Source organism: Lactimicrobium sp. (assembly GCF_036453465.1).
Taxonomy (GTDB): domain Bacteria; phylum Bacillota_I; class Bacilli_A; order Erysipelotrichales; family Erysipelotrichaceae; genus Bulleidia.
This window is the reverse complement of the sequence record NZ_JAZHUW010000023.1, coordinates 15,299-29,673: the sequence shown is the minus strand read 5'-3', so window position 1 is coordinate 29,673 and position 14,375 is coordinate 15,299. Positions and strand designations below refer to the sequence as shown.

Below are 14,375 nucleotides of genomic sequence, written 5' to 3'. Positions count from 1 at the left end.
AATTCACCTCACATGAATGAAGATAATCAACCAGCTTAACATTACTGTACATGAACAAGTACAGTAGCCACAGAATTCACCAATTTGTTAATATGTCCTGATTGGCATGTCCCTGGATGGATTTATTGTCATGATGCAGACAGGTGCGACACTGCGCAATTTCACCCTGAAAAAGAGGGCTTTGTATGCATTGATCTATGCTTTGATCGGTGCGGCTGCCGTTGTTGTTGGATACTGTCTTGCGGCTATTTTCAAAAACGTCATGAACGGCTCTGCTGAAATGACTGCGGCCAGTCTGATCATCTTTTTCCTTGGCCTGTTTGTGATCTTCAAGAGTTTCCGCTCTGATAACGGCTATGTTGAAAAGCTGGATCCGGATTTCAACTGCAGAAAGATGCTCCGTCTGAGTGTTCTGACCAATATTGATACCATGGTGCTGATGGCAGGATTCTCTTTCATGGGCCTGATGCTGCGCTATGCCATGATCAGTGTTCTGGTGGTCAGTTTTCTGACAGTTTTCATTGCTCTTTCAATCGGATATAATCTAGGGACAAGCTATCAGAAACTGGTGGGAATTTCCGGAGGTGCGCTGATGGTTTTCTTCAGCATCTGGATTCTTGCGAATTACGTGATCATGAGGTAATGGATGGAGTATCGCAGAGGGATTATGAAAACGTCCCTGGCAGAGAACCTGCGGGTTCTGATGACCAGAAAGCTGTTTGAGAAGATAACAATCAAACAGATTTGTGATGAGACAGGGGTCATCCGGGCGACGTTTTATAACTATTTTGATGATAAATATGACTGTCTGAACTGGATTGTGCATACCGATCTGCTTGGTGACAAGCAGGCAATGGTAACCGGCAACTTCAATCTGTTCATTGATTCAGCCTTGAATAATATTGAGAAAAACCGCGCTTTTTACCGTGCTGCCTACAATGTGACAGGGCAGAACAGCTTTGAGGATATGATCCGCTCGAATCTGAGTGAAGCCATGATGGAGTTCTTTGATGAGAACCGGAAGATGGATTATATGCCTGCTTACAGCAATGAGCTGCTGGCCCGGTATTATGCGGAAGGTTTTGCATTTATCATCCGGCAGTTTGTGTTTGCGCCACAGGGTGCTTCTGAAGCAACATACCGCCGTATGGTGATTGATCTGTTGAATCATTCCTTTGGTGACTATATCGCCCGCCGCTGATGGCAGGCGTTTTCTTTTTGTTTTTTCTTTTTTCTGACTGCAGTACGCAAACAGGTACTGCAGCTTTTTCTTTTGGCTTTACGCTTTTGCTGGAAAGAAGGAAGACAGAGATGACAGAAACGGGATGCTGGCAGCAGAAGTATGCAAAGGGACAGATGGTGTTTATCATTCAGTCAAAGCTGTATCTGCGCCAGGCAGTGGTGCTGCGTTACAGCTATGGTTTTTATGTGATCCGCTTTGTGGACAGCAATGGCGGTGTCTGTCTGCGCCAGAGCCGTCTGTATGGCTCAAAGGATGCGGCCCAGGGCGTGATTGCCAGAACAAAGCAGGAGGAAAGGATTCGTTATAAGGATTGGATGCGATAAAAAATGGGGAACTGGAATATCCAGCTCCTCATTTTGTCTTAACTGAAAGTAACGTATTCCTGCTCTGGCTTATGATAGCGGCGCACCAGATCGGCATAGAGAACAACCGTTTTCATGCCGTTGTCACCTTCAATCGGCTTCAGTGTGCCTTCCACCTCAATCCAGTCACCTTTCTTCATCTCCCAGATCTTGACACCTGTCACAGTGATTCCACAGAGGCTTGTGTCCTGGGCACAGCAGACCATCGCTCTTCTGCCAAGAATGAATGTCTGTTTGTAGCCGGGAATGTTTTCAGCATAATAGCCGCGCAGAATAATCTTCTTGCCGGCATATTTATCCGGATTTTCCACACAGTCCATGTACCAGATGCCGTAGTCATCATCGGCCACATCAATGACCGGGGCATTGAGATCGAAGGGGAGAAGTCCCTGCTTGAGATTGACCTGTGCGCCAAACGGACCTTCCCAGAAGATCTGTGCTCTTCTGTTGATCGCCTTGATGTTGCCGCGGATCATGCGGGCATTGGTATCTTCGGTGCATCTGTTGACGATGACTGTATCAGAATAGCGCAGCTGCTCAAACAGCATGGAGCGCATGGCGTTGATGTACAGTTCAAAGGTTGTGGCATCTACCGGTGTCAATACCTGAACCAGCGGCCAGGAATCACCAAGGCCGTTAAGGAAGGATTCCGGTACGGGCATCGTGCCGTTCCATTCGATGAATACCTGGGAAGGGTGGTAGATGACATCCAGTTCATGAATCTTTTCCGGTGTCAGTACAGAAGCGTCCTCATAGTATTCCACAAACAGGTGGTGGGCATTACAGAAGGCTTCATCATAGGATACTTCACCCTGCTCAAAGCATAACAGCAGTGTTCTTTCAATGCCTTCCATGAAGCCGGTATCGTTCATGCAGTCCTTGATGAGGGTTGTCTTGCCGGCATCCAGGAAGCCTGTAAAAAGATAGACGGGAACAGCCATTACTTCACTCCAAACAGCTTCTTCATCAGCTCGACATCAACCTTTTCACCAATGACAGTGATCAGGCCGGTATAGGCAGGAGAACCCTTGCGGATATCTGTATCACCCGGCACATAGTCGAAGAACAGCCAGCCGCCGTCCTTGTCCGGGACAATACCTTTTGCCCGCACGATATTGTCGCCAAGACCCTGCAGGGCATTTTCAATGTCCTCTTTGCTGTAATGGTTGATGGTTTCAATGCCGATGGAATCAAACACTTCATCCGCATCATGCCCGCCATGATGGTGATGATGGTGATGCTCACCATGTTCTTCCTCACCCAGATGGATGACATTGCCTGCACTTAAGCCGGCATTGGCAGCTGCTCTTCTTTCATCATCTTCATGATGGTGCTCGTCATGTTCATGCTCGTGGTCATGATCATGCTCGTGATCATGGTCATCATCGTCGTCATCATCATCCGAAAGTACGGAAGGAATGGCGCTGGCAGAGCCTTCCATCGCTTCCAGAATCGCATTGCCGGACAGCTCATCCCATGGTGTTGTGATGACTCTGGCCTTGTCATTCAGTTCATGAATGATATCGAGATCCTTCTGAACAGTGTCATCATTGCAAAGCTGGGTGCGGGACAGGATGATGCAGGCAGCAGAGGCAATCTGATCATCAAAGAACTCACGGAAGTTCTTGTGGTAGATCGCACAGCGCTTGGCATCCACGACGGTGCTGCGGCTGTTGACTTCCAGGCCTTCAACGCTGTTGACAATGCGCAGGATGTCAGACAGCTTGCCGACACCAGACGGCTCAATGATGATGCGGTCCGGATTGTACTGCTGCAGAACCTTCTTCAGTGCCTGCTGGAAGTCACCCTGCAGGGTGCAGCAGATACAGCCGCCGTTGACTTCATTGATAATGATGCCGGCCTCCTTGAGGAACCCGCCATCGATACCGATCTCACCAAATTCATTCTCTACCAGGACGACCTTCTGGCCAGCCAGAGATTCCTTTAATAATTTCTGTATCAGAGTTGTTTTGCCGGCCCCGAGAAAACCGGAAATAATATCTACTTTGCTCATGTAACTCACTCCTTTTCAGTAACCTTTATTATTATAGGCAGTCTGTCAATGGCAAGGTGATCGATGAGCCTTATCTGCAGGAAAAGGCACTGGGACAGTGTGATATTACACTGCCCTATCAGGTTCCGGATGGCGGCATCTTCGTGATGGGAGACAACCGGAGCGTATCGGTTGATTCACGCAGCAGCACAATTGGTGTTGTCAGCGATGAACAGATTGTCGGCAAGATCGTCTTCAGGATCTGGCCATTGAGCAATCTCGGCTTACTGAACTAAGCCAGAAACAAATTTGGTATGAATGGCAAAGGCCATTTGTATACAGGGGAGAACAAAGGAGGAAGTGTTATGAAACACATGAAGAAACTCGCAGCAGTACTGGTAAGTGTACTCATGAGCTTTGCCATGATGACCACAGTATTTGCAGAGGGCACTACCTATAAGCTGACGCTTAATGGTACAACGGAAGGACATACCTATGAAGCATACCAGATCTTCACAGGTGATCTCTCAACAGAGGGTGAAAAGAAGGTCCTGTCCAATGTGGAATGGGGGACAGGCGTTACCTACACAGGAACGGAATCGGCTGCTGCTATCGCAAAAGCCCTTGGTGATAACACCATGTCGCTTGCACAGCTTGAAGAGAAGCTCACACTTACAAAAGCGGTAAAGACAGTAACCTCTTCCAGTGGGAAGACAGTGATTGATGGTCTTGCGGCTGGCTACTATCTGGTCAAGGATAAGGATGGCACACAGAGCGGTACAGAGGACGCCTACACGAAGTTCATTGTTCAGGTTGTTGGTGATACAGAGGCAAAAATCAAGTCTGATGTTCCAACGGTTGTAAAGAAGGTCATGGACGCAAACGACAGTGAAGGCACTACATCTGACTGGCAGGATTCCGCTGACTATGATATCGGCGATGATGTGCCTTATCAGGTCACAGGTTCAATGCCTGATAATATCGCTGATTACACAACTTACAAGTATGTATTCACTGATACGATGAGCAAGGGCCTGACCTTTAAAGAAGGCAGCACAAAGATCATGATCGGTACCAAGGATGTGACAGACTCCTTCAAAGAGAATGTAAATACTGGCACTGATGGTACAACTGTTACCTGGGCCTGCGATAACCTGAAGGGCATCGATGATGTGACCTTGGATGCAAACACAAAGGTCGTTGTGACCTATACTGCAACGCTCAATAAGAATGCAGTGATTGGCGCTGCCGGCAACCCTAACACAGTCAATCTGACATATTCCAACAACCCGAACAACGGTGGTGAGGGTGAAACAGGCAAGACGCCTGATGACAAGAACATCGTCTTCACATACAAGGTTGTTGTTAACAAGGTTGATCAGGATAAGAAGTCTCTGAAAGGTGCTGCCTTCAAGCTGGAGAAGAAGCAGAGTGATGGAACATACAAAGAAATTAAATCCTTCACAGCTGATGATAAAACAACAACATTCGAATTCACAGGTCTGGATGATGGCGACTACAAGCTGACTGAGACAACAACTCCGGCAGGATATAACACAATCACACCGATTGAGTTCACAATCTCTGCTAAACATGCCACAGCATCAGATGATCCGCAACTGACGGAACTTAGTGGTAATGTGACCAGTGGTGAAGCAACATTTGCAGGTGATACAAAAACTGGTTCGCTGACAACAGATGTTGTCAACAAGAAGGGTTCTACACTTCCTTCTACTGGTGGCATTGGTACAACGATGTTCTATGTTGCTGGCGGCCTGATGGTTGTTGTGGCTGGTGTGCTTCTGGCTGCAAAGAAGAAGGCTGAAGCAAAATAATTGAATGAATCCAGTATCGTGCTGAATCAGCATGAATACTGAACAAACTGCCAAAGCCAAAGGGTAAATATGCTCTTTGGCTTATGGCAGTGAGGAAAACTCTGCAGGTATGAAGTGGCTTAAGAAACATTTGAGTACATTGATATTGATATTGGTGTTTGCTGCAGGGCTTTCCTTGCTGCTGTATCCTTCCGTCAGTGATTATTGGAATGCAAGGCATCAGTCTAAGGCAATTGCCTCGTATGCTGAGACGGTGAGTGAGATTGATAATTCATCGTATCAGCAGATGTGGGATGATGCGGTTGCATATAATCAGCAGCTTGCCAACAGTGAGTTTAATCTGGAACCGGATGATGAGCAGCTGGCTGCGTATGAGAAGCAGCTGGATGTGACCGGGACAGGGATCATGGGATATGTTGAGATTCCTAAGATCAACTGCAAACTTCCGATTTATCACGGTACAGATGCATCGATCCTGCAGATTGCAATCGGTCATCTGCCTGGTACTTCTCTTCCGGTCGGGGGAGAGGGAACCCATTGTGTAATATCGGGGCATAGAGGTCTTCCGAGTGCAAAGCTGTTTACGAATCTTGACAAGATGAAGGTTGGCGATACGTTCATGCTTCATACGCTGGATGAGACGCTGACATATGAAGTGGATCAGATCCTGATTGTGCTTCCGGATGAAACGGATGCATTGCGGATTGAAGCGGGACAGGATCTGTGTACGTTGATGACCTGCACGCCGTATGGTGTCAATGATCACCGTCTGCTGGTCCGGGGACACCGGGTGCCAAATGGTGACAGTACATCAGAGCGGGTGAGTGCAGATGCGATGCAGATTGACCACATGAGTGTTGCGGTAGCAATCATGGTGCCGATTCTGGTGGCACTGCTGATTGTGGCGCTTGTGAGTGGTTCTAAGAAGAGAAGAGGTGGAATGGATGAAAGGGATGAATAAGATCGCTGCGCTGGTATCTGCGGCGGCATTGGCCGGCTGGCTGATGGTTCCGGCACTGGCGGATGATGAGCTGGGTCTTCCGGATGTAACAAGAACTGGTTCGATTTCTGTTACGGTAAAGGATTCCCGGACATCAGAGCCTGTGGCAGGCGGAGAGATCACGGTATACAAGGTCGCAACGGTTGAAGCAACTTCAACTGGATATGCCTATGTCTATACGAATGATTTCAATGGCTGTGGTTATTCCTTCTCTCACATTGAGGATGATGTGGCAGCACTTGCCAAGAGCTATCAGTCATATGTTAAGAAGCAGGATATCACTGGTACTCCTCAGACAGTGGATGCCAATGGGCAGGTGCATTTCAATGATCTGCAGGCTGGATTGTATCTGGTTGTGCAGACACAGAGAAGCGGTGCCTATACGGTGCTGGATCCGTTCATTGTGACAATCCCGATGATTGCGGACAATGCCTATGTCTATGATGTGGATGCCACACCAAAGACTGGCACGGTAATGCAGCCGCTGCCTCCGGGAACAAATGATCAGCCATCACCTTCTCCGGATGTGCCGTCTCCATCACCAACACCGAACATTCCGAATGTGCCTGGCACAAGTGAGCTTCCTCAGACTGGACAGCTCTGGTGGCCGGTACCGGTGCTGGCATCACTTGGTACAGCATTGATTCTGATTGGCTGGATCCAGAGGAAGAATGGCTAAGCACAAAAAGAAGGGAACATGGTTCTTCATTGCCGGCGGACTGATGCTGGCAGCTGCCCTGGCTTTGGTTCTCTATAACCGCTGGGATTCCAACCGGGCAGAGAAAGCAGCAAGTGAAACAGTTTCTCAGCTGCAGGAAGAAATTCCTGAGGATAAGAAGCAGGGCGTTGAAGAGCAGAATACAGAGCTGAAGACAGTAACGATCAATGGAATTGATTACATTGGGATTCTTGAGATTCCATCATTGAATCTGAGCCTGCCGGTAGCTTCATCGTTCAGTTACAGCAAGCTGCGGGTATCACCGTGTTTGTATACAGGATCCTGCTACAGCAATGACATGGTCATTGCCGGACATGATTATGCAAGCCACTTTGGTTCATTGAAATGGGCTGAAGAGGGTGCGGATGTTTACTTCACAACCGTGGATGGGAAGGTGTTTCACTACACGGTTGACAGCAAAGAGATTTACAAGCCAACCCAGGTACAGGAAATGATTTCCGGCGACTGGGATCTGACATTGTTTACATGCACGATTAGCGGGCGGGAAAGAATGGCCCTGCGGTGTGTGAAAGCAGAGTAAGTTGAAAGGGGTATGAGGATTATGAAGCGGAATACGTTTGATGAAAAGGATGGCATGCTGAAGAAGCACAATAAGAAGAAATTCTGGAAAAAAGCAGTAGCCATGCTGTCATGTGTGACTGTGTTCTGCACATCCTATACCATGATCATGCCTGCCATGACGATGTCTGAAACGACATACTGTGGTCAGGAAGAAGGACCTAATCATACACATACCCTGCAGTGCTACTCCAACCCCAATGCCGATCTTGAAACCGAAGCCAACTGGACTGCCACAATTCCTTCCTTAACAGGCAACTGGAATGAAGATGTTGTGGCTGTGGCAAACAGTCAGCTTGGCTATCAGGAAAGCACCTCTAATTACCAGGTTGCAGACAACAATGAGAAAAAGGGCTACAACCGCTATGGTGCATGGATGAATGAACCGTATGCAGACTGGAATACAGACTTTGTTCTGTTCTGCCTGCATTATGCAAACGTTGATACAAACAGTCTGTCTTTGAGCAATGATATTTCTACATGGGCATCGAATTCTGCCTATGTCACAAAAGACAGCTATACACCAAATGCCGGAGATCTGATCATCCTGGATGAGAACAATGATGGTGCAAGTGATCATGCGGCTATCATCACTGAAGCAAACGGTACCGCCATCAAGATTGTGGAAGGTGACTATAACAATGCCGTTGCACAGGAAAACTACGACACAACGGATGCCAGAGTAGCAGGTTACATCCAGATGCCGCAGAATCCTGCTATGCAGACAGCAGAAACAACAGAAACAGAAGAAACTGCTGCACCTGCAGAAGCAAGTGCACCAGAAGAGACAGCACAACCGGAAATCACAGCAGATGCAGCATCTGAGGCTGTAGAAACTGCTGAACCAGAAAACACTACTGAGCCTGAAGCTACATCTACACCTGAGGTTACTGTAACACCTGCTGCCGTTTCTACAGCAGAATCGACATCTACACCGGAAGCAACAGCTTCTCCCGAAGCTACAACAGCCCCAGTTGAGACAGTTGTTCCAGAGACTACTACATCTTCAGCTACTAAGAAGTCGTTGTTTGCAAAGCTATTTGTTAGACACAGCAATGCAGCAAGTGTTATCCAGACCTTGGATATGACAGTGGATAGTTTGTACTATTCCAATAATCCGGATGATGTAAATTCCTGGGCAGATTTGTCAAAGATAACGGGTCAGATCTGTGTTAATGACAACACTCATTTTAAAGCATCTTACAAATTCCATATTGACAAGGGAGCTATGTCCAACGGTATCTTTGTCTATCAGCTTCTAGATGACGTACTGAGCAAGTTTAAGAATAAGCAGTGTGCTGCTATCTCTGATCAGCCAATTGAAATGGACGGAGAAGTTGCTGGTACGTATTCTATCAGCAGTGATGGAAAGATTACTGTCAAATTTAATTCGACTGCTGTTGAAAAGAACAAGAACAGTGATGCAGACGGTACACTTACCTATGAGTTTGGACTGTGCAGTTTAGATGCAACATACAATAACGAGGTTGATGTACCATATTCGGACAAGATTACGCTGCCTGATATTATCTACCGTAATCCTGCGGATCTTCAGGTAGGCAAGTGGGCAGATAATTCTGATCAGAATAAGAAAAATCATAAGCTTGTATATCATGTTACAATCTCTTCAAATAATGGTACGTATGATAATGTTGCTTTAAAAGATGTATTAACAACGATTGGTTATGATTCGAATATCAATCATCTGAATCTAGATACCATTAATGTTACAAAGAAGAATAATAAGACTGGTGATCATTCTGATCTCAAGCAGTCTTCATCGGTTTCTTCATCTACGTATGTAATTAATTCATCATCAAAGAATGGATATCAGTTGACTCTTCCACAGATGGATGCAGGCTCTGTATATGAAATTACGTACGAGACATCATATGATCCTGATCTTGCAAACAGTATTATCAATCTGGATCTGAAGAATCATGCAATTGCAGAGACAAAAGATGAAAATGGACATGATTTAATAAAAGAGGCTACAAATGATGTGTGGTTTAACAGCATTCAGGTTACAAAATCAAATGGTACATACGATGATGCATCAAAAACTATTCAATGGACGATTACAGTAGATAATAGGAGTGGAAAAGACTTAGGCGGTTTGCAACTATCTGATACCTATAAAGGAAATGGGCTGACAGCTGATGATATATATGGCGAGAGCATAACTATGAATGATGGTAGTGATCACTCTATTTCAAAGAGTGAATTTCTGAATTATTCATTCCCGTCAGGTTCAACAGCCCAAAAATATACATTTACTTATCGAACAATTGTGAAGGATGCTGATCTGGGTACAAACGTCACTAATAAAGCAACAATACATAACCCAGACAATAATTCTTCAACGGATGGTAGTGGTACTGCTTATGTACCTAAGCCTTCTACTCCTACTGATTCCCCAATTGAGAAAACAGGTGAAGGTGTTTCTATTTCGGATTATTCAGATGATGTGCTGATTAATAAGTGGCATGTATCATTTAAGCTAGAAACAAAAGAGTGGGCTAAAACTGAATGCACTGTAACTGATGAATTGAAATATCCACAATATCAATATTTTACAGGTGATCAGTTGAAAGCAATTTATGATCAGGTCCAGAGTCAGTTTTCTGGTTTATTTGAGTTCAAGGCATATCCATATAAAGATGCAACTGATCTATCAAAAGGAGTTGATGGGCAATGCTATGAGAATCCGTTTGATAACAATAAGAAATATCAGAAATTCTATATCACTTTTACTGTAGATGGGCAGAATTCTGAAAGAACTATTTCATTGGATTACCAATCCTCATATGATCTGAAAAATATGAATTGGACTGTCAGAATACTGTAGATCTTAACAACCACTATTATGTAACTGCTGAGAATAAATATTTTCCTAGTATTCCTTCAATTGAAAAATCAGATAAAATTGCAAATACGTCTAACGCTTCTAGCCATGATTATGCTAGCTTGCAGGATCATACTTTGACTTGGAATGTTCGAGTTTATCTACGTAATTATTCTGACGGAGCCTTAACAGTTACAGAAAGCATTCCAGGAGATCTTGTTGCAAGCAGCATAAATATAAAAGGACTTTTTGACCAATCAAAATGGAAATGTTTTGAATCAAAAATTGATATTACGAAGAAGAATGCTAGTAACGCCGTAACAGATGATAGAGGAAATACTCTAAAGGATTACAATATTCAGTCATCTGTGGATGGGAAGACTATCAAGATCATATTCCCTCAGAATCTAATAGAGAAGTTGCATGACCAAGTGCAGAACTCTAACAATACCAACAATAGATACATTGACATCGAAGTCAATTGCCAGATTCCGGCAGACAAGGATTGGTCCAAGTTGTATGAAGATGGTACTTATACAGCAATTCAGAAATATCTGAATAAAGCATCCATTACATATGGCAATAACAAGACTGCTGAAGCATCACAGGAAACCACTGTGATCAAGGATGAATCTAATAAGGTTCTCGATAAGGTTTGCGATGGCATTGATCATGGATCTGCAGGTATTAGTAATATCCTGAAATATACTGTTCACATTAATCCTGATGCTGCGCAATTGATTGCGGATGGTTCTGATCATTCCACACTGACATTTACGGATTTGTTTACTGCATCTTATGATCTCAGCACAAATGGTGCGGTTTCATTCAAACTGGATAGCATTACGTTTAGCAAAGTAAAAGGTGATGGAGATGTTTCTGCTATTACCCAGAAAACAGATGGTCAGACAGTTGCAACCAACGGTTCTAGTACCCAGAGAACATATAACGGAACTATTACGCTTGAAAATGTTCCTGATAAGACAGCAATTGATGTGACCTATACATACAAGATTTCTGGTGAGAAAGCGACAACATTAACAAATGTCAGCAATACTGCAACTCTGAATGGAGGAACTCGTGTTGCAAACAGCACAACCACGACTGAGAACCTTGAGATCAAGAAGTCTTCTGCATCGGTAGAATTCCATGGTGTGACTTTTGTAAAGGTAAGCAGTGATGATAATGCAGTAAAGCTGCCAGGTGCACAATTCCAGCTTTCTGAATATGATCCAAGTATTTCTGCAGAATCTGATGATCAGAAGTTCAAGGAAGTTGAGAATGGAACGTACCAGACTGGTGACGACGGATCATTCACAATCAGCAGTCTTACTCCAAACACGTATTATCGTTTAGTGGAAACAGCTGCTCCAACTGGCTATCAGATAGACAGCACGCCATTCTACTTCTATGTACAGTCTTCTGATATGACCAAATATCCACTTACTACAATCAATCTCGGTGACGCACAGATGCATATCTTCAGTGGTGGTGATTCTCAGAATATTGAAAATACACCAATCAAGCAGATTATCCATCTGACAAAAGTTGATGCAAAAGATACTTCAAAAGTGCTGTCTGGTGCTGAGTTCAGTCTTTATACTGACAGTGCTTGCACTCAGGTTGTCAGTGGTATGGATGGACTTTTTTCCGATGAAAATGGTGTTCTGAGAGATTCCAATGGTAATGATTCCTTCACGCTACTTGGTGGTACCTATTACCTGAAAGAAACAAAAGAACCAGCAGGCTATGATCGCTTGAAGAAAGTATTGGTAGTCCATGTGGATCAGAATGGTGTTACGGTAACAGCAGAAGATGGCAAAGCATCATCTGATGCGTCGGTTGGTGATAATCAAACAATTATCATCAAGAACTCTGTAAAGAGTTACGAACTGCCTACGACCGGTGGTGCTGGTACTACCATGATCTATGTGGCTGGCGGTGTGCTGGTTGCTGTGGCTGTTGTGATGTTTGTGATTCAAAAGAGGAAAAGAAGCTGAGATTGCTTCAGATGAAAAGGTCTGATTCCGTTGGGAACCAGACCTTTTTAAATGGCTTGTTACTCAGATCTCAATGCTGCCACTGGATCACTCTTTGCGGCTTTTCTGGATGGTAATAAGCCTGCAAGCAGTGTGAGTGCTATCGAGAGGACGATGAGTCCTGCTGCAGCAGTAATGGGCAGTGATGCATTGATTTCATTGGATGATAATACATGGTGGATGATCTTGTTGCCAGGGATCAGCAGGATCAGGGCAGTAACGATACCGATGATACCTGCCAGTGCGCCGGTGATGAATGTTTCGGCATTGAAGACTTCGGTGATGTTGTGCTTGCTTGCGCCAAGTGCTCTTAAGATACCGATTTCTTTTCTTCTTTCCAGAACGGAGATGTAGGTGATAACCCCGATCATGATGGAAGAAACGATCAAGGAGATTGCCACAAAGGCAATTAATACCAGTGAGATGGTGTTAATGATATCTGTAACTGACTTCATCATCGTTGCCACAAGGTCGGTGTAGACAATGACTTTATCATTCTGACCGCTGTCTTTCATCTGCTGGTTGTAATCATTCAAGACATTCTTGATCGTGGTCTTGGCATCGAAGTCATTGGGGTAGATATCAATTTCGGTTGGCTTGTTGAGATCTGCATATCCTAATGTGGCAAGGTTGGACTGTGCGGTTGTCTTTGCTGTGGATAACATGCTTGACAGCATTGACTGCAGGCTGGATGCACTTGTGTTGATATGGATCATGTTGGCAAAGGCATCTGTGTCAATATTGAACATATTGGACATCTGTGACATCAGGCTTGTCATACTGTTGGACATGGTATCTGACAGCTGTGTCATCACCTGGGTCATTACATTTGTCATGGCATTTTGAACCTGGGTCGCAATGGCATTGCTGTAACTACTCATGGAATCATTGAATTCCTGTACAAATGCATTCTGCAGAGCATCCAGATCAATGAACTGAGTGATATCTTTCTTCAGGACATCTGCTGCCTGTTCTGAGCTCATCCAGTTCTGGAAGGAACTGATGACATCATCTGTTGATACAGCACCTTCTGTTTTCTTTGCATAGTCGTTATAGCTGTTTGTGAAGGTGGAGATGATGTTTTTGATATCATCATCACTCAGATCCAGATTACTGATGGCATCCTTCATCTTTGTGCCTTCATCCTGCATGGTCTTTCTGGTGCTGTCATCGGAGAGATATGCTTCTAACTGTTCCTGGAAGGTTTTGTCTGCCAGATTGTTTTTGATCACATATTCCGGGAAGCCTTCCATGATGCTTGTGATGACTTTCTGCAGGTTGTCCGGCTGTAAGGTGCCGCTGGCATCCTTTTGAATGATCGCTGCCACCGCCTGTTTGAATGCTTCTTTTCCTTCATCTGACTGGATCCAGCTGGAGAAGGAAGAGGTGAAACCTGAAAGTGTATCGGGATTCTGGCTTGTATAGCTTTGATAAAGATCAGTGAATAGTGTCTTCAGATTATCCTGAGTGATTGTCAGATTGGCTTTTTTCAGGATGTTGTTGAGCTGTTCTGTTGTAAACTGCGGGGTAGCTTTTTGCAGTGCATTGGTGTCAATCAGATTTGAAAGATCAATGTTATCGAGATTCAGCTGATCTGGATCAAAGTTAAGCTGCAGGTTATCAGGATTGATACTGAAGGCATTGGTCAATGCATCGGTATCTATTGAGATCAGATTTTCCAGAGAGAAGTCGCTGTTGTTTTCATCATCGAAAGACTTGTTGGTAAAGATGTTGATGCTTGGATTGGCAAGCTGTGCTTTC

General features: G+C 44.7%; 12 protein-coding genes and 1 pseudogene. 10 read left to right on the top strand and 3 right to left on the bottom strand.

Translation table 11 applies throughout. The annotated features are described in order from the left end of the window. Positions 1 to 130: 130 nt before the first annotated feature. The 3 genes from SOI44_RS06965 (at position 131) to SOI44_RS06955 (ending at position 1,566) form a co-directional block, all read left to right on the top strand. Positions 131 to 643 (top strand): manganese efflux pump, encoded by a 513-nt coding sequence (locus tag SOI44_RS06965; protein ID WP_331348488.1) that lies wholly within the window; start codon positions 131 to 133, stop codon positions 641 to 643. A gap of 24 nt (positions 644 to 667) precedes the next feature. Continuing rightward, entirely contained in the window at positions 668 to 1,201 is a 534-nt protein-coding gene (locus tag SOI44_RS06960; RefSeq protein WP_331348487.1) for a TetR/AcrR family transcriptional regulator C-terminal domain-containing protein, read from the top strand. A 110-nt stretch (positions 1,202 to 1,311) separates the two neighbouring features. Beyond that, positions 1,312 to 1,566, top strand: a complete 255-nt coding sequence (locus SOI44_RS06955) for a hypothetical protein (RefSeq protein WP_331348486.1) — start codon at positions 1,312 to 1,314, stop codon at positions 1,564 to 1,566. Between the two features lie 38 nt (positions 1,567 to 1,604). Here SOI44_RS06955 and SOI44_RS06950 read toward each other — a convergent pair whose 3' ends face one another. Beyond that, a complete protein-coding gene (locus SOI44_RS06950; RefSeq protein ID WP_108775055.1) occupies positions 1,605 to 2,546 on the bottom strand; it encodes a TIGR03943 family putative permease subunit in 942 nt (313 codons plus the stop codon). Further along, positions 2,546 to 3,619: a CobW family GTP-binding protein gene (locus tag SOI44_RS06945; RefSeq protein ID WP_331348485.1), complete on the bottom strand. Its 1,074-nt coding sequence runs from the start codon at positions 3,617 to 3,619 to the stop codon at positions 2,546 to 2,548. The genes SOI44_RS06950 and SOI44_RS06945 overlap by 1 nt, the downstream gene beginning before the upstream one ends. 53 nt (positions 3,620 to 3,672) lie before the next feature. Between SOI44_RS06945 and lepB the strand changes: the two are divergent. The 7 genes and pseudogenes from lepB to SOI44_RS06910 all read left to right on the top strand — a co-directional run. Continuing rightward, a pseudogene (gene lepB / locus SOI44_RS06940) lies at positions 3,673 to 3,894 on the top strand (signal peptidase I); the annotation flags it as partial. Positions 3,895 to 3,963: 69 nt separating this feature from the next. Beyond that, positions 3,964 to 5,433 (top strand): isopeptide-forming domain-containing fimbrial protein, encoded by a 1,470-nt coding sequence (locus SOI44_RS06935; protein ID WP_331348484.1) that lies wholly within the window; start codon positions 3,964 to 3,966, stop codon positions 5,431 to 5,433. Positions 5,434 to 5,542: 109 nt separating this feature from the next. Continuing rightward, on the top strand, positions 5,543 to 6,394 hold the full coding sequence (locus tag SOI44_RS06930; protein ID WP_331348483.1) for a class C sortase: 852 nt from the start codon (positions 5,543 to 5,545) through the stop codon (positions 6,392 to 6,394). Continuing rightward, positions 6,378 to 7,112 carry a SpaA isopeptide-forming pilin-related protein gene (locus tag SOI44_RS06925; protein WP_331348482.1) on the top strand — a complete coding sequence of 245 codons (735 nt, stop codon included), beginning with the start codon at positions 6,378 to 6,380 and terminating at the stop codon, positions 7,110 to 7,112. The genes SOI44_RS06930 and SOI44_RS06925 overlap by 17 nt, the downstream gene beginning before the upstream one ends. Beyond that, entirely contained in the window at positions 7,105 to 7,692 is a 588-nt protein-coding gene (locus SOI44_RS06920; RefSeq protein ID WP_331348481.1) for a sortase, read from the top strand. Before SOI44_RS06925 ends, SOI44_RS06920 begins: the two co-directional genes overlap by 8 nt. Before the next feature lie 21 nt (positions 7,693 to 7,713). Then, a complete protein-coding gene (locus SOI44_RS06915; protein ID WP_331348480.1) occupies positions 7,714 to 10,578 on the top strand; it encodes a CHAP domain-containing protein in 2,865 nt (954 codons plus the stop codon). Beyond that, positions 10,557 to 12,575, top strand: coding sequence for a SpaA isopeptide-forming pilin-related protein (locus tag SOI44_RS06910; protein WP_331348479.1), 2,019 nt, complete (start codon positions 10,557 to 10,559; stop codon positions 12,573 to 12,575). Before SOI44_RS06915 ends, SOI44_RS06910 begins: the two co-directional genes overlap by 22 nt. Before the next feature lie 59 nt (positions 12,576 to 12,634). On the opposite strand, the gene SOI44_RS10420 is transcribed toward SOI44_RS06910, so the two are convergent. Next, positions 12,635 to 13,069 (bottom strand): ABC transporter permease, encoded by a 435-nt coding sequence (locus SOI44_RS10420; RefSeq protein WP_442914584.1) that lies wholly within the window; start codon positions 13,067 to 13,069, stop codon positions 12,635 to 12,637. Positions 13,070 to 14,375 lie beyond the last annotated feature (1,306 nt).